Genomic DNA, 14,833 nt, shown 5'->3' with positions numbered 1-14,833 from the left:
GGCCCGCACGCCACGCCCATAATCCGGATCGGCCTTGTCGAACTGGCGCAGCTGGCGTTCCAGTATCTCCTGGGCTACAAGCCGTGATGCAGAGGGATCTGGGGCTGTTGCCTGATACGTTATCGGTCTGCGAAATCCGCGTGGGCTCGGAGAGCCCACCCTACGATCCCTGCAAACGGCAAGCTCCTACGAGCCTTTGATACGCAATGCATCCCGTAGGGTGGGCACCCCGTGCCCACGCGGTTTTCGCATACCGCCTGCGCATCAGGGAACAGCCCCCCGACCAGTGAAGAACGCTCAGTCCACGTTGCGCCCCAAGCGCTTGAGCGAGGCCCGCACGCCACGCCCATAATCCGGATCGGCCTTGTCGAACTGGCGCAGCTGGCGCTCCAGGATCTCGTCCATCACCTGCGACAGCGGCGCGGCCAGGTTGTCGCACAAGGCCTGTTTCTCTTCGGCGCTCATCAGGCGGAACAGGTTGCCCGGCTGCGTGTAATCGTCCTCCTGTCCGCGGAAATCGAAGCGCCCGGCATTGCCGTCCAGCGGCAGCTCCTGCTCGCCATGCCCCATGCCGGTTGCACCGCGCCCGACCGCGTCGATGGTGGCGTAGTTCGGCGCATTGCCGCCATTGCCGTAGGCCATGGCCCCGTCGCGCTGCTGGTTGTGGAAGGGGCAGCGCGGCGCGTTCACCGGCAGGTGCTGGTGGTTGGTGCCGACCCGGTAGAGCTGGGCGTCGTGGTAGGCGAACAGGCGGCCCTGCAGCATCTTGTCCGGCGAATAGCCCATCCCCGGCACCACGTTGGCCGGCGAGAAAGCGGCCTGCTCGACCTCGGCGTGGTAATTCACCGGATTGCGGTTCAGCTCCAGCACGCCGACCGGATGCAGCGGGAAGTCGCCATGTGGCCAGACCTTGGTCAGGTCGAACGGATTCCAGCCGGTGCGCGCTTCCCACTCGCGCAGCTGCTCGGGCGTGGCGACCTGCACCTTGACGTCCCACTGGGGAAAGTCGCCGGCGGCGATCGCTTCGAACAGGTCGCGCTGGGCATGATCGGGATCCGTGCCGGCGATGCCGGTTGCCTCGGCGCTGGAAAGGTTGCGGATGCCCTGGCGGGTCTTGAAATGCCATTTGACGTAGACGCGTTCACCGGCCTCGTTGACCAGGCTGTAGGTGTGGCTGCCGAAGCCGTCCATGTGGCGGTAGCCGTCCGGCGTGCCGCGGCTTGAGAACAGGATCGTCACCTGGTGCAGGCTTTCCGGCGCGCGGCTCCAGAAGTCGAACATCATGTTGGCCGACTTGAGGTTGCTGTCGGGCTGGCGCTTCTGGGTATGGATGAAGTCGGGGAACTTGATCGGGTCCTTGATGAAGAACACCGGCGTGTTGTTGCCGACCAGGTCCCAGTTGCCTTCCTCGGTATAGAAGCGCAGCGCGAAGCCGCGCGGGTCGCGCTCGGTATCGGCACTGCCTTTTTCGCCGCCGACGGTCGAGAAGCGCAGGAAGGTCGGGGTCTCTTTGCCGACTTCGGCGAACAGCCTGGCCTTGGTGAAGTGGCTGATGTCGTGGGTGACCGTGAAGCTGCCATAGGCGCCCGAGCCCTTGGCGTGGACGACGCGTTCCGGGATGCGTTCGCGGTTGAAATGCTGGAGCTTTTCGATCAGGTGGAAGTCCTGCAGCAGGAGCGGGCCGCGCGGGCCTGCACTGAGCGAATTCTGGTCGTCGGCGATGGGGATGCCGGAAGCGGTGGTCAGGCGGGGCTGGGTCATGCGTTCTCCTCGTTGCAAATCGATAATGCGATGAGGAGATTCTACGTATTGCTGAGCTAAAGACAAAGCCAATTGATTTTATTGAATCGATAGGAATTACCTAAAACAGGCATGGCGAGCCGGTAAGCGCCGCGGCATTGCACCGCGGCGCACACCATCAATAGCGGCGCGTACTGGTCGTGCCGTTATAGGTTTGCTTGTTCATCTTGGCCTGGATTTTCTTCCAGATGAAACCTGCGATTGCCATCATGATCATCTTACGCATGGAAAACCTCCTTGTTGTGGACAGCGTCATGCCGTCCGGTTGAATGTGTTTTGCTGCTGCTACCGGCCGCCGCGGCCCTCAGCTCGGCGACTCGTTCTTGAAAATCCCGCGCACGTTCATCGCCATCAGCGCCACCTGCAGCGCGATCAGGGCCCAGGCTTCGTCATGCAGGCCCCAGACGATCCACAACACGTTACTGAGAATGAAGGTCCAGAAACCGAAGATGCGCTTGTCCGCTTTTTTCGAGCCGATCAGGAAGGCGGCGTACAGGCTCACCGCCATTGCGGGCCACTGGAGGAAATCGAGGAATTCATCCATCCGTCAGGCCGCTTTCTTGCGCCGCGCGGGCGCTTTTGCCACTGCCTTGGCCGGCGCCTTTTTCGCAGCGGCCGCCTTTTTCGGCGCAGCCTTGGCCGCGACTGCTTCGCGGCTGCCGGACGCCGTCTTGCGCGCACGCGGGACCGGTTCTTCGTCTTCCTCTTCCTCCGCAGGTTTGCGCGAGCGCTTCGGCGGCGGCGGTTCGTCGTCGTCGTCCTCGTCGGCAGCTAGCGCCTTGCCGGGCTTCTTGCCCAGGCTGGCCTGCAGGAGCGACACCAGGTCGATGACATTGGTCGCCTTGGCCGGCTTGTCTTCCTTGTCCGGCATGGTGATGGTCTTGGTCTGCTTGGCCTTGACCTTCTTCTCGACCAGGGCCAGCACGTCTTCGCGGTAGCTGTCGTGGTACTGCTCCGGGTCCCAGTCCTCGCTCATGCCCTCCACCAGGGCCATCGCCATGTTCAGTTCCTTGTCGGTGACCGAGGCGTTCTTGGCGTTCTTCGCCGGGATCTTGAGTTCGCCAGGATCGCGGATCTCGTCGGCATAGCGCAGCGTGTTCATGACGATGGTGTTGCCGACGCAGTGCAGCGCGGCCAGGTGCTGCTTGACGCGGATGACGACGTGGGCGATGCCGATCTTGCCGGCTTTTTTCAGGGTGTCGCGCAGGAGCGCATACACCTTGTCGCCGCCCTTGCCGGGCGCGAGGTAATAGGGCTGGTCGTAATAGATGAGCGGCACCTGGTCGGCGTCCACGAAGGCCAGGATGTCGATCGTCTGCGTCGCTTCCGGGTTGGCGCGGCGCAGGTCTTCGTCCGACAGCACCACATATTCGCCGTCGGTATATTCGTAGCCCTTGATGATGTCGTCCCAGCCGACTTCCTTCTCGGTGTTCTTGTTGTAGCGCTTGAAACCGATCGGGGAGAAGTCGCGGCGATCCAGCATGTGCAGGTCGAGCCCCTTGTTGCTCGTTGCCGGATACAGGTCGACCGGGATGTGCACCAGCCCGAAGCTGATCGCACCTTTCCACATGCTGCGTGTCATAGAAATCTCCTGGATTATTCGCCGACGCTGCCGGTCACCGGCAGCACGATGCCCGTGATATAGCTCGAGCAGGCGTTCGAGGCGAGGAACACGTAGGCCGGCGACAGCTCTTCCGGCTGGGCTGCGCGGCCGTAGGTGGTGCTCTCGCCGAAGTGGACGATCTTGTCCGGCGACTGGTCGGCGGGATTCAGGGGCGTCCAGACCGGGCCCGGGGCGACGCAGTTGACGCGGATGCCCTTATCTAACAGGTTGGCCGCCAGCGACATGGTGAAGGCATGGATCGCGCCCTTCGTCGACGAATAGTCGAGCAGGAGCTTCGAGCCCTTGATGCCCGTCACCGAGCCGGTATTGATGATGGACGCGCCGCGCTTCAGGTAGGGCAGGGCGGCTTTCGCCATATGGAAGTAGCCGTAGATATTCGTGCGCATCGTCTCGTCGAAGCGCTCTTCGGTGATGTCGAGCAGGGAATCGGCATGCATCTGGAAGGCGGCGTTATTCACCAGCACGTCCAGGCGGCCCCACTGCTTGACGACGGTGTCGACCGCCTGCTGGCAGAAGTCCATGTCCTTGACGTCGCCGGCGATCGTCACGCAGCGCCGGCCTTCGGCCTCGATTACGCGCTGAGTTTCTTCGGCGTCTTCGTGTTCGTTCAGGTAGAGGATGGCGACGTCGGCGCCTTCGCGCGCGAACAGCACCGCGACCGCGCGCCCGATGCCCGAGTCGCCGCCGGTGACGATCGCCACCAGGCCTTCGAGCTTGCCGCTGCCCTTGTAGTTCTCGGCCATGAAGCGCGGCTTGACGTCCATTTGCGCTTCCAGGCCGGGCTTGGCCAGGTGCTGGCCGGGCATCGGCGGCACCGGCTGCTGGGCGCCGATCTGGACCGGCTTTTCGCCTTCCTCTGCCTTGCCGCTGGCGTCGATCTGGTCCTGGCGGTTCTGGATTGCCTTCTGGTGATTCGCTACATCGTCCTGGTTGGCCATTGCGCTTCCTTCCCTCTGCATGTTCTGAACCCGTTCAGTATCGAACGCACAATTGGACGCGACGGTGCGCTCCCACACACAGGACGGCAGTTCGCCTGTTCGGTCGGCGCCATTTATGTCAAAATTGGCATCGTAATGTAACAAATATGTAGCCAAGGAGAAAATCATGCCCCAGCAGGCCGCGCCGCAAGGCTCCAGGACCGGGTTGTTCGTCAACCCGGCGGCCGGGCGCCGCGCCGATTTCGAGGCAGCCTGCGGCGGGCAGTTCGCCAATCTGGCGCTGGCCGACGGCGCCGACGCGGCGCTCGCCAACCCGGCGCTTGCGTCGGCGGGACTGCTGGTCATCGACCTCGACCATTTCGACCCGGCGCTCGACCACGAGGGCCTGGCGCGCCTGGTGAGCGCGCGCGCGGGTGCTCCCACCTTCGTCCTGTGCCCGTTTGCGAATGCGCGCTGGCTGCCGGCCCTGATGGCCTGCGGGCCGGTCGAATACGCGATCGCCCCGCTGGGCGCCGAGGCCCTGCGCGAAGCGATCCGCACGCGCCTGGCCGCCGGGCCGACCGAGGTGGCCGCGCCCAGCCCGCGCGAACAGGAACTCGACGCCCTGCAGGCGCTGCGCGCGCGGGTGCGCCAGGCGCTGGGCGAAGGGGAAGAGCTCGAAGCGCTGGCCGAACGGCTGTGCCGGGCCCTGTGCGGCTGGCCAGGCGTCGCGCATGCCGCGCTGTTCTACCTGCAGCCGGGCGGCGACCTGCAGCTGCAAGCCCAGCAGGGCGACCGCAACCTGAACCTGGCGCAGGTGCTGGGCCGCGCCGACCGCCTGCTGCAGTCGCCGCTGCGGCATGCATTCCCGGGCTTGCTGGCGGCGGCCGGGAACACGATTGCGCTCCTCGACGACCTGGACAAATCGGGCGAGCCGGCCCTGGCCGAGGCCTTGCAGGAACACGGCATCGGCATGGTGCTGGCGCTGCCGATTCCCTCGAACGGCCCGGGCACGCCGCGCGGGTCGCTGTGCCTGCTGTTTCGCGAAGCGCGCCGTTTTTCGCGCGACGAACTCGAGGCGCTGGCCGAGCTGGCCGACCTGGCGGCAGTGGCCTTGCGCATGGCCGACATGAACCGCGAGGGCGAAGAGATGCTGGTGCGCGTGACGCACCTGTCGACGCTCGACGCCCTGACGGGCGTGGCCAACCGCCGCCACGGCGAGACCCTGCTGGAACAGGAAATCAAGCGCGCGCGCCGCTACAAGGTGCCGCTGGCCCTGATCGCCTTCGACATCGACCGTTTTAAAGGCGTGAACGACCGCTATGGCCATCCGGTCGGCGACATGGTGCTGCGCTCGGTGGCCGACGCCGCCCACAAGCTGGTGCGCGCCAGCGACGTGCTGGTGCGCGCGGGCGGCGAGGAATTCCAGGTGATCGCCCCGCATACCAGCGCCATCGACGGCCTCAAAATGGCCGAGAAGCTGCGCACGGCGATCGAGGACACGGCCATGCCCGGGGTCGACCAGGTCACCATCAGCCTGGGGGTGGCCCAGCTGGGCGAGCATGAGAGTGCCGATTCGCTGACGGTGCGCGTGAATGCGGCGCTCGGGCGGGCCAAGCGGGCGGGGCGCAATTGCGTTGAGCTGGCGATGGGGTAGGTGGGCGGCGGTCGTGGGGCTGTTGCCTGATGCGGTATCGATTCGTTTAGTCCGCGTGGGCACGGGGTGCCCACCCTACGGATAAAGCCGCGGGCCTTAGGCCATCGAGGCACGAGCCCGCGGCGTGCTTCGTAGGGTGGGCACCCGTGCCCACGCGGATTGAACGAACCGATACAGCATCAGGCAACAGCCCCACATACCCCCGCACACCGCCGCATGCTACCCTTGCGCCTTTTGAAACGGACGAGCAATGCTGCACTGGTTGAGGCACTACCGGCGCGCCATGCTGCCTGGCGATATCAGCGCCGGCGTGGTGGTGGCGATGATGATGATCCCGCAAGGCATGGCCTACGCCCTGGTGGCCGGGCTGCCGCCGGTGGTCGGCATCTATGCCAGCATCATCCCGCCCGCCCTCTACGCCCTGTTCGGCACCAGCAGCACCCAATCCGTCGGCCCCATGGCCATCATTTCGCTGATGACGGCGTCCGCCCTGGCGCCGCTGGCCGCCGCCGGCAGCGAGCTGTACACGACCCTGGCCGCCCAGCTGGCCCTGCTGTCGGGCCTGATGCTGCTGGCCTGCGGCCTGCTGCGCATCGGCTTCATGGCAAACTTCTTTTCGCGGCCGGTGATGAGCGGCTTTACGATCGGCTCGGCGGTCGTGATCGCGCTCGGCCAGTTGCCGGCGCTGCTGGGTGCGCGCTTGCCGGCGCTGCACCTGCCGAGCGCGCTCCTCGGCGGCGGCTCGCTGCTCCTGCTGCTGGCCTCGCGCAGCGCACTCGCGCCGCTGCTGCGCCGGCTCGGACTGAGTGCCGCCGTGGCCGACATCGGGGCCAAGCTCGCGCCCATGGTGGTGGTGCTGGGCGCCACCGCGCTGGTGCCCCTCCTTGGCCTGGAAGCGCTCGGCGTGCGCACCACGGGCAGCGTGCCGGCCGGGCTGCCGCTGTTTCATCTCACGCTCTCGCATGAACACTGGCAGAGCTTGCTGCAGCCGGCGCTGCTGATCGGCTTCATGGTTTTCCTGATCAGCATGTCGGGCGCCCAGACCCTGGCCCTGAAACGCGCCGAAAAGCTGCACAGCAATTACGAACTCATTGGCCTGGGCGCGGCGAACGTCGGCAGCGCCTTGACGGGCGGCTTTCCCGTCACCGGCAGCCTGTCGCGCTCGGCGGTGAATTTCGCGGCCGGCGCCAACACCCAGCTCGCCAGCCTGATCACCGCAATCCTGCTGGCGCTGGCCCTGTCCGCGCCGACCGGCTGGCTGGCGCTGCTGCCCCTGCCGGCGCTGGCGGCCACCATCATCGTCGCCGTGCTGGGCATGCTCGACACGACCACCCTGCGCACCGCATGGCGCTATGACCGGGCGGACGCGATCGCGCTGCTCGCAACGGCCGGCGGCGTGCTGGCGCTGGGCGTCGAGGCCGGGGTCGTGGTCGGGGTCGCGCTGTCGATGGGGGCGCTGATCTGGCGCGCCAGCCGTCCGCACATCGCGGTGCTGGGCCGCATCGCCGGCACCGAACACTTCCGCAACATCGAGCGCTACACGGCCGATACCGCCAGCGGGCTGCTCCTGCTGCGGGTCGATGCGGGTCTCTTTTTCGGCAATGTCGAAGCGGTTAACGAGCGCATCGAGGACGAGATCGCGGCGCGTCCCTGCACGCGCCACCTGGTGCTGGTGCTGTCGGCGGTGAATGCGATCGATACCTCGGCGCTGTTCGCCCTCGGCGAACTGAACGCGATGCTGCGCACCCGCGGCATCGGCCTGCACCTGGCCGAAGTGAAGGGGCCGGTGATGGACCGGCTGAAACACAGCGCGCTGCTCGGCGCACTCAACGGCAAGCTGTTCCTGAGTACGGCGATGGCCTGGGATGCGTTGTCCGCCGAGGCCGGTGAGAGCGCCAGGCCGGCTTAAGTCTCCTTTAATGCAGGCAGCATTGCGATGGCGACATTGCTATGGCAGTATTTGCGAACAATCAATAACAGGGAGAGTGCGATGCACCGCTTGATGACCTTCGCATGCATGGTGATCGCCACCATCCTCTGGATCGCCGGCGTCAATGGCGGCCCGGCGCTCTTGCTGGTCGCGGCTGGCGCCTTCGAGCTGCTGTTCTGGGCGCGCCTGTCGTCGCGCCGTTTGGCCTGAGCGCAATGCGCCATGGCCACGCTCGCTCCGTGCCGGCCGTGCACGCGTAAACTGTTGCTGCTGGCCCTGGCCGGCCTGCCGCCCGCACAGGCGGCCGAAGTCACGACCAGCGGCCGCATGACTTTCGGCTCGGTGGTGCGCCTGGAAGCGCGCGATCCGCAGCTGCTCACCGGGGTCAACGCCGCCGCCATCGGCTTGCAGGGTTTCGGCAGCGGCGGCAATGCCGACGACGCCAACATGAATTACGCGCGCGGCGACGCCGCCTCGACGGCCATCAAAGCCTATCTCGACCTGGCCGCGCGCGAGGGCGCGTGGTCGGCCCTGGTGCGCGTCAAGGCCTGGCACGACTTCGCCCTGGAAGAGCGCAAGCACCCCTGGGGCAATGTCGCCAACGGCTATGCGCCCGGCGCGCCCTTGAGCGACGCGGGGGCGCCGCGCCTGTCGCGCTTTTCCGGCGTCGCGCTGGGCGAAGCCTGGCTGCAGTACAACACCCAAGGCGCCCCGGGCGGGCCGCGCTATACGGCGCGCCTGGGCCGTCAATCCCTGAACTGGGGCGAGCGTCCCGGCATGGCCGGCACACCGGGCGGACTCGAAGCGCTCAATCCGAAAGACTTGCCGGCCCTGCGCCGCGCTGGCGCCGTGCCCCAGGAAATGCGGGTGGCCGCGCCCATGCTGTTCGGCCGCGCCGACCTCGGCCCGGCCGTCGGCGTCGAGGCCTGGTACCAGCGGCATCACACCCCGACCGCGATCGACATGTGCGGCACCCTGTGGTCGCTGAGCGACTACCTGACGCCCGGCTGCGACCGCGTGATGTCGGGCCAGCCGCCAGTGAGCGACCGCGCCCGCATCCCGCTCGGCGCGACCATGGGACGCCTGCCGACGCCCAGGGTGGAGAAGGGCGAATACGGTCTGGGTCTTATCTGGAAGCCGGGGCCGCTCGAGTTCGGCCTCTATCACGCCCGCTACAACGCGCGCACCGCGCTGCCGAGCCTGCGCCGCAGCACCCGCGCCGGCGGTCCGCCCCTGATTGCGGGCAATCCGGACGGTCGCAACATGGCCTATTTCACCGAGTACGTGGAAGGCCTCGCGCTCACCGCCTTGAGCTTCGCCCACAAGCGCGAACGCACCAGCTTCTATGGCGAAGCCTCCTACCGGCCGCGCCTGCCCCTGATGCTGGCGCCGGGCGACGTGCTGCCGCCATTTCTCAGCGCCACGGCGCCGTCCCTGCTGCGCGCCAGCGCCAACGCGGTGCCGGCCGGCGGCGTGTTCCACGGCTACGACCTGTATGCCATGTCGCAGCTGCAATTAGGCGCCGGGCAGGAGTGGCAGGTGGGTAAAGCCGTGCTGTCGGCCAGCGCGGAGATCGTCGGCAAGCATTTGTCAGGCTTGCCGGATCCCTCGGTGCGGCGCTATGGACGGGCCGACATCTTCGGCGTGGGGCGGATCAACACCGCCTGCACCGTCACGACCGGCAATGCGGAGCGCCAGTGCAGCCTGCGCGGCTACGCCACGCCGAACAGCTATGGCTACCGCCTGCGCTTCGACGCGCGCATGCCGGCGCTGCTCGACGGTCTGGCCGGCGGCGCCAGCGTGAGCTTCGCGCACGACCTGAAAGGCTGGGCCGGCGACTTCCTGATCAACGAAGGGCGCAAGACGGCCAACCTGGCGCTGCGCTTCGAGTACCGCAAGCGCTACCTGCTGGAACTGTCCTGGCTGCCGAACTGGGGCGGCGACTACAACCAGGTCGCCGACCGCGACGTCGCCGCGCTCTCCGCCGGGGTCCGGTTTTAGTGCACGGGTTGCTGATTTGCACCAATATGGTGCAAATCAGCTGCTAACGCAGGCTGACCGATGGGGCATGAATCCTGCTTGCTCTGCAGTATCGATAAGGAGGAGAAAGCATGCAGATCAAGATGCTGGACGCCGCCGGCGTGAGAAGCCATGCGCCGCAACTGCGCGCGCTGCTCCTGGACGCTGTCGCGCACGGGGCCTCGGTCGGCTTCGTGATGCCGCTGGCGATTGATGTGGCCGACGGGTATTGGGTTGATGTCATTCGGGCGGTGGAGGGCGGCTCGCGCATCCTGCTGGCCGCCTGGCGCGAGCACGTGCTGGTGGGGACGGCGCAACTGGACCTGTGCATGAAGGCCAACGGCAGCAACCGCGCCGAAGTGCAAAAATTGCTGGTGCACAGCGGCGCGCGCCGTGACGGGGTGGGCAGCGCCTTGATGGAAGCGGCCGAGATGCAGGCGCTGGCGTTGCGGCGCGGCCTGCTCTTCCTCGATACCGAAGCCGGTTCGCACGCCGAAGCGCTGTATGCGCGCCTCGGCTACACCCGCGTGGGCGAATTGCCCGAATACTGCGCGACGCCGGACGGCGAATGGCGCGCTACGGCCATCTGGTACAAGACGCTGTTCCTGCGCGAGCGGCCGGGCGCGCGGTAGGCGTCAAGCCTTGCGGCGGTCCGGGCCGATGTGGGGCGGGGCCAGTTTGATCGGCGCCGCATCCTGCGGACGCAGACCCTGGCGGCCCTTGTAGACGGAGGCGATCGCGGCCATGTCGGCATCCTGGTCGCCGCTCAGGTCGATGAAGTCGACCAGGCCCAGTTCCTTCTTGCTGTAGTCGATATACACCAGCACCAGCGGCACCTTGGCGGCCATCGCGAGATGGTAGAAGCCGCTCTTCCAGTGCGGCCGGTAGCTGCGCGTGCCTTCCGGCGTGATGCCGACCCAGCACCATGGCTCGGCCAGCATGTTGTCGGCCAGCATGCGCGTTGCGCCCATCGGCGCGCGCCGGTCGACCGGCACGCCGCCCCAGTAGCGCATCAGCTTGCCCATCGGGCCGCGGAACAGCGAATCCTTGGCCAGCCAGCGAAACGGCAGGCCGATCGCCCATTTAGCGAGCAAGCCGATCGGGAAATCCCAGTTCGAGGTATGCGGATAGACCACGGCGATGCCGTGCGGGCCGGGCAGGGGCCGGAAGCGCAGGTTCCAGCCCGCCATGTTCAAGAGGCGCAGCGCGGTGCGCTGGCCCCAGGCAGGCAGGGCCGCCGGATGCATCAGGGTGTCGCTCATTATTTCTCCGTCGTGCCGCACGGGGCGGCCGTCTTGTTCTAGTGTGTGACTCGCGCAAGGAAACGTGCCGGCCATCGTGCCGAAACGGGCCGGCCAACGATCGCGGCAAGCGATATTACCTTGCGGAAAACGAAGCGGAGGATTTTATAGGGCCGGGGCAAGAGCGACAAGCAAAAAAGCTGGTCTGTTGCAAGACCGGTCCGTATCATGGCCGTCTTGCTTGCCAGGGTCATCATCATGGACATCACGATTTACCACAACCCGCACTGCAGTAATTCGCGCGCTGCGCTGGCCGCCATCCGCGAGGCCGGCTTCGAGCCGCAGATCGTCGACTACCTGGCCACGCCGCCCTCGTGCGAGGAACTGGTGCGCATGCTGGCCGTTGCCGGACTCGGTCCGCGCGACGCGATTCGCAGGAAGGAAAGCCTGTATGCGGAACTCGGGCTCGGTGCGCCGGAGGTGAGCGACGCAGCCCTGGTCGATGCGATGCTGGCGCATCCGGTGCTGATGAACCGGCCCTTCGTGGTGACGCCAAAGGGCGTGCGCCTGTGCCGGCCGCCGGAAACGGTGCGCGAGATTCTGTAAAAGCCAGCCGGGCCTCTGTGTGGGGCAAGGACGCTAACGCACCGAGTCGGGGTCGTCGTAGCGCGACAGTTCCGCGTCCGGCAGCTGCTCGTGCTGGAAGGCGCCGATATCGAAGCCGGTCGCGACGCTGCGCTGCTTGCCCTCGAAATCCGGTTCCGGCGTCTCCACGACCATGCCGCGCCCGATCGCCGGCGACTTGCTGGTGAGGCGAAAATCCGGTGTGCCGCTGCGGCTGTATTCGAGGAAGGCCGGTTCGGCCGCCACGGTCCCCGCATGCTGGCGTCCCGGCGCCAGTCGCCAGTCGCCGGCCGCGTTCTGGAATACCAGGTTGTGCAGGTAGCGGTTGTTGGCGCCCGTTGCGCCTTGTTCGAGGATGCCGCGCAGGTTGTCGAAGACGATGTTGTTGGCCACGACGGTGTGGTCGTTCGGCCCCTTCGAATAATAAAAATCGCCCCCGCCGACGAGAATGCCCGAACCGGAGCTGACAACCGTATTGCCGGTGATGTCGACCCGATGGGCATCGTTCCACAGCTGGATGCCGGTGCCGGAAATGCGGTAGATCACGTTGCTGCGCACGCGCGACGGGGTGCTGACGCGGATGCCGTGGTGCACGGGGCATTCGGGCGGGCCGATGTCGTGCACGTTGTTGCCGATGACTTCGCCGTGCTTGCCCTTGTAGTAGCTGTCGACCACGATGCCGGAACCGCCGTTCGCCTCGCAGGGCACGTCGAGCGCGAGGTGGTGCACGTGGTTATGGCGGATGCCGTTGTAGGAGCCCGCGTTGTAGATGCCGTTGAGCCATTTGGTGCCGCTCTGGTACTGGAAACCGTCGATGTCGAAGCCGACGATGTCGACATAGTTGCCGCGGTTGTCCCAGGCGCTGGCGGTGCGCGAGTCGAGCGGCGGGACAATTTTCGCGCCCCAGCGCTCGGAAGAGACGAAGATGATGCGCGCTTCCGGGGTGCCGTTGACGGTGGTGCGAAAGCCCCCCGTGTACTGGCCCGGCGCCACGTACACCGTCGTGCCCGCGGTGACCACCTGGGCTGCGCGCGCGATGGTGCGGAAGGGTTCGGACTGGGTGCCTGAATTGGCGTCCGAGCCGCCTGGCGCGACGAACAGGTTGGTGCGCACGACTTCCGGAATGACGATTTGCTCGGAGGCGCTTTCGCGCAGGCGACAGCCGCCCAGCCCGAGCAGGATGGCGCAGAACAATGCCGCGAGCAGGGAATAGGCGGGACGATGCGCTGGACCGGGCATGACAGGACCTCGTGGACGGCGGATACCAACGAAGTGTCGCCCGCCGTGAAGGCCGCCCGGCCCGGTTTCCTCAAGTTTTCCTTTGAGCCGGCGCAACGTGAATCACGCAAGCCCATGCATGGACCGCCGGCAAGACTCCTTCAGCTGCTTTTCACGACCTGCGGCATGTAAGCGTCGAGGAATTCGGACGGCATCCGGCGCGGCCGCCCGCCGGTGACGTCGATGCACACCAGCTCCCAGCGCCCTCGCAGCACGGTCGCGCCGTCGCTCGCGCGCAGCAGCTGGAAACGGCGTTCCATCGAGAGCTTGCCGTCGCCGCCGACCAGCCAGGTTCCCAGCAACAGTTCCTGCCCCAGCAGCGTCGGCAGGATGTAGTCGTATTCGGCGCGCCGGATCGCCATCGCCCGGTCCAGGCGCAGGTAATCTTCGATGCCCAGGCCCAGCGCCTCGGAATGCGCCCAGCCGGCCTGCTCGCACCAGCGCACGTAGACGGCGTTGTTCGTGTGGTTCAGTCCATCGATGTCCCCGGCGCCTGGCGCGAGGGTCAATTCAAACGGTTGCGGATAGTCCCAGCTCAATGTCGCTCCTCCCTCGAGCCGGCGGCGCTGCGCCGGCAAAACGCCATTTTATCCACTTGCCGGGCTTGCTGCTGTGCCTTGATCCGGGTCAGCCGTGCGCACCGAACCCCCTTGCCCGTCCACGCATCCAACCGACACACCGGCATGTGGAGAGCCACGTGTTCACGATCATCCTGCTCTTGTACGTCCAGCAGCACCTCGAGGTCATGCTCGAGGGCAGCAGCCTGCGCGGCGCCTATCTCACCCGCGCCGAGTGCGAGGCAGCCGCCAGCCGCGCGCGCGGGCCGCTGCCGACGCCGCGCGGCTATGCCGCGGCCTGGCACGACGCCGTTTGCCTGCCGATCAACCGCGACGTGAAAGTGAACGAACTGGCGCCGCTCGACTTGCGCCAGCTGTTCGAGCGCGGGCAGCCGCCGGGCGAGTGCGGGGCGGACGGCGCCTGGCGCCGCCTGGCCGAGCTATGTGTGCCGGCAAGGTCGGGAGCGACTCGGGAAAGGGGGCCTTAGAGGCGCGTCCAGCTGACCCCGGAGGGGCAGGTCGTGCTGCCGGCGCCGTGGCCGTCGGCATTGCCGAAGCCTGTCACCAGCCCGCCGACGCTGCCGCTGCGGTAGCACCTGGCCTTGCCGCCCGCGGTCTTGCGGTAGATGACGACACCATCCGGCGCCGAATAGCTCTCGAGCGTGACGGTGTCGGACGCGTTCTTGCGTGCAGCCGCGAAGGCTTCGGCGAAGCGTTCCCATTTGCGCTCGGGTTCGGCGGTGATGGGGCTGGCGCCATTGCGCAGCTCGCGGTCGATGCGGCCCGCCATCGCTTTCGATCTGGCCAGCAGCTCGCCCGGTATCTCGCCCGGCTGCGCCTGGCCCGGGGCGGCCTCCGGCTGCGCTGCGCTGGCCGGTTCCGGGTCGGACGAGGCGGGGGCGGTGGACGGGATTGCCGGTGCAGGCAGGGGCGCGGCAAAGGCCGCCGGCTGGCGGGTGCGTGGAAGGTTAAGTGGTGGCGGCGCTACCGCCGGCGCCGGCTTTGGCCGCTCCAGCGGCCGCACCAGCACCAGGGTCGACGCGCGCGGCGCCGGCTCGGGTGCGGGTTTATGAGCGCCCGTCAGCCAGGCCAGCACCAGCAGCAGGTGCAGGCCCAGCGTCAGCGCCAGCGGCGTCCACGAACGGGACGCCGCCAGGCCTGGTGCGCCGCCGCGCTCGCCCAAAGC

The 14,833-nt window shown here is 67.1% G+C and carries 15 protein-coding genes; 7 read left to right on the top strand and 8 right to left on the bottom strand.

Annotation, left to right across the window (positions count from 1 at the left end):
* Nucleotides 1–297 precede the first annotated feature (297 nt).
* The 4 genes from NMB41_RS14925 to NMB41_RS14910 all read right to left on the bottom strand — a co-directional run bounded on the left by NMB41_RS14925 (nt 298) and on the right by NMB41_RS14910 (nt 4,362).
* Entirely contained in the window at nt 298–1,761 is a 1,464-nt protein-coding gene (locus NMB41_RS14925; RefSeq protein ID WP_494378602.1) for a catalase, read from the bottom strand.
* A 343-nt stretch (nt 1,762–2,104) separates the two neighbouring features.
* On the bottom strand, nt 2,105–2,344 hold the full coding sequence (locus tag NMB41_RS14920) for a hypothetical protein (RefSeq protein WP_494378601.1): 240 nt from the start codon (nt 2,342–2,344) through the stop codon (nt 2,105–2,107).
* A gap of 3 nt (nt 2,345–2,347) precedes the next feature.
* A complete protein-coding gene (ku, locus tag NMB41_RS14915) occupies nt 2,348–3,382 on the bottom strand; it encodes a non-homologous end joining protein Ku (RefSeq protein WP_494378600.1) in 1,035 nt (344 codons plus the stop codon).
* A 14-nt stretch (nt 3,383–3,396) separates the two neighbouring features.
* Nucleotides 3,397–4,362 (bottom strand): SDR family oxidoreductase, encoded by a 966-nt coding sequence (locus tag NMB41_RS14910; RefSeq protein ID WP_494378599.1) that lies wholly within the window; start codon nt 4,360–4,362, stop codon nt 3,397–3,399.
* 166 nt (nt 4,363–4,528) lie between these two features.
* On the opposite strand from NMB41_RS14910, the gene NMB41_RS14905 reads away from it, so the two are divergent.
* The 5 genes from NMB41_RS14905 (at nt 4,529) to NMB41_RS14885 (ending at nt 10,579) form a co-directional block, all read left to right on the top strand.
* Nucleotides 4,529–5,998, top strand: a complete 1,470-nt coding sequence (locus tag NMB41_RS14905; RefSeq protein ID WP_494378598.1) for a GGDEF domain-containing protein — start codon at nt 4,529–4,531, stop codon at nt 5,996–5,998.
* 250 nt (nt 5,999–6,248) lie between these two features.
* Nucleotides 6,249–7,907, top strand: a complete 1,659-nt coding sequence (locus NMB41_RS14900) for a SulP family inorganic anion transporter (RefSeq protein WP_494378597.1) — start codon at nt 6,249–6,251, stop codon at nt 7,905–7,907.
* 81 nt (nt 7,908–7,988) lie between these two features.
* Nucleotides 7,989–8,138: a hypothetical protein gene (locus NMB41_RS14895; protein WP_494378596.1), complete on the top strand. Its 150-nt coding sequence runs from the start codon at nt 7,989–7,991 to the stop codon at nt 8,136–8,138.
* Between the two features lie 12 nt (nt 8,139–8,150).
* Complete coding sequence (locus NMB41_RS14890; RefSeq protein ID WP_494378595.1) at nt 8,151–9,929, top strand: DUF1302 domain-containing protein; 1,779 nt, start codon at nt 8,151–8,153, stop codon at nt 9,927–9,929.
* A 110-nt stretch (nt 9,930–10,039) separates the two neighbouring features.
* Nucleotides 10,040–10,579, top strand: coding sequence for a GNAT family N-acetyltransferase (locus NMB41_RS14885; RefSeq protein ID WP_494378594.1), 540 nt, complete (start codon nt 10,040–10,042; stop codon nt 10,577–10,579).
* 3 nt (nt 10,580–10,582) lie between these two features.
* Here the strand turns inward: NMB41_RS14885 and NMB41_RS14880 are convergent, their stop codons facing one another.
* On the bottom strand, nt 10,583–11,209 hold the full coding sequence (locus NMB41_RS14880; RefSeq protein WP_494378593.1) for a 1-acyl-sn-glycerol-3-phosphate acyltransferase: 627 nt from the start codon (nt 11,207–11,209) through the stop codon (nt 10,583–10,585).
* A gap of 207 nt (nt 11,210–11,416) precedes the next feature.
* On the opposite strand from NMB41_RS14880, the gene arsC reads away from it, so the two are divergent.
* Complete coding sequence (gene arsC, locus NMB41_RS14875; RefSeq protein WP_494378592.1) at nt 11,417–11,794, top strand: arsenate reductase (glutaredoxin); 378 nt, start codon at nt 11,417–11,419, stop codon at nt 11,792–11,794.
* A gap of 33 nt (nt 11,795–11,827) precedes the next feature.
* Here the strand turns inward: arsC and NMB41_RS14870 are convergent, their stop codons facing one another.
* The gene (locus tag NMB41_RS14870; protein WP_494378591.1) at nt 11,828–13,051 is read right to left on the bottom strand and encodes a right-handed parallel beta-helix repeat-containing protein; all 1,224 of its coding nucleotides are present in this window, start codon (nt 13,049–13,051) and stop codon (nt 11,828–11,830) included.
* 140 nt (nt 13,052–13,191) lie between these two features.
* Nucleotides 13,192–13,629 (bottom strand): acyl-CoA thioesterase, encoded by a 438-nt coding sequence (locus NMB41_RS14865; RefSeq protein WP_494378590.1) that lies wholly within the window; start codon nt 13,627–13,629, stop codon nt 13,192–13,194.
* Nucleotides 13,630–13,787: 158 nt separating this feature from the next.
* Between NMB41_RS14865 and NMB41_RS14860 the strand changes: the two genes are divergently transcribed.
* Nucleotides 13,788–14,135, top strand: a complete 348-nt coding sequence (locus NMB41_RS14860; protein ID WP_494378589.1) for a hypothetical protein — start codon at nt 13,788–13,790, stop codon at nt 14,133–14,135.
* On the opposite strand, the gene NMB41_RS14855 is transcribed toward NMB41_RS14860, so the two are convergent.
* On the bottom strand, nt 14,132–14,830 hold the full coding sequence (locus NMB41_RS14855; protein WP_494378588.1) for a hypothetical protein: 699 nt from the start codon (nt 14,828–14,830) through the stop codon (nt 14,132–14,134). The genes NMB41_RS14860 and NMB41_RS14855 overlap by 4 nt on opposite strands.
* Between the last annotated feature and the right edge of the window lie 3 nt (nt 14,831–14,833).

The organism is Massilia sp. FBCC-B171 (assembly GCF_059134155.1).
Note: the sequence above shows the minus strand (reverse complement) of the source record. Positions and strands in the feature narration are given on the sequence as shown.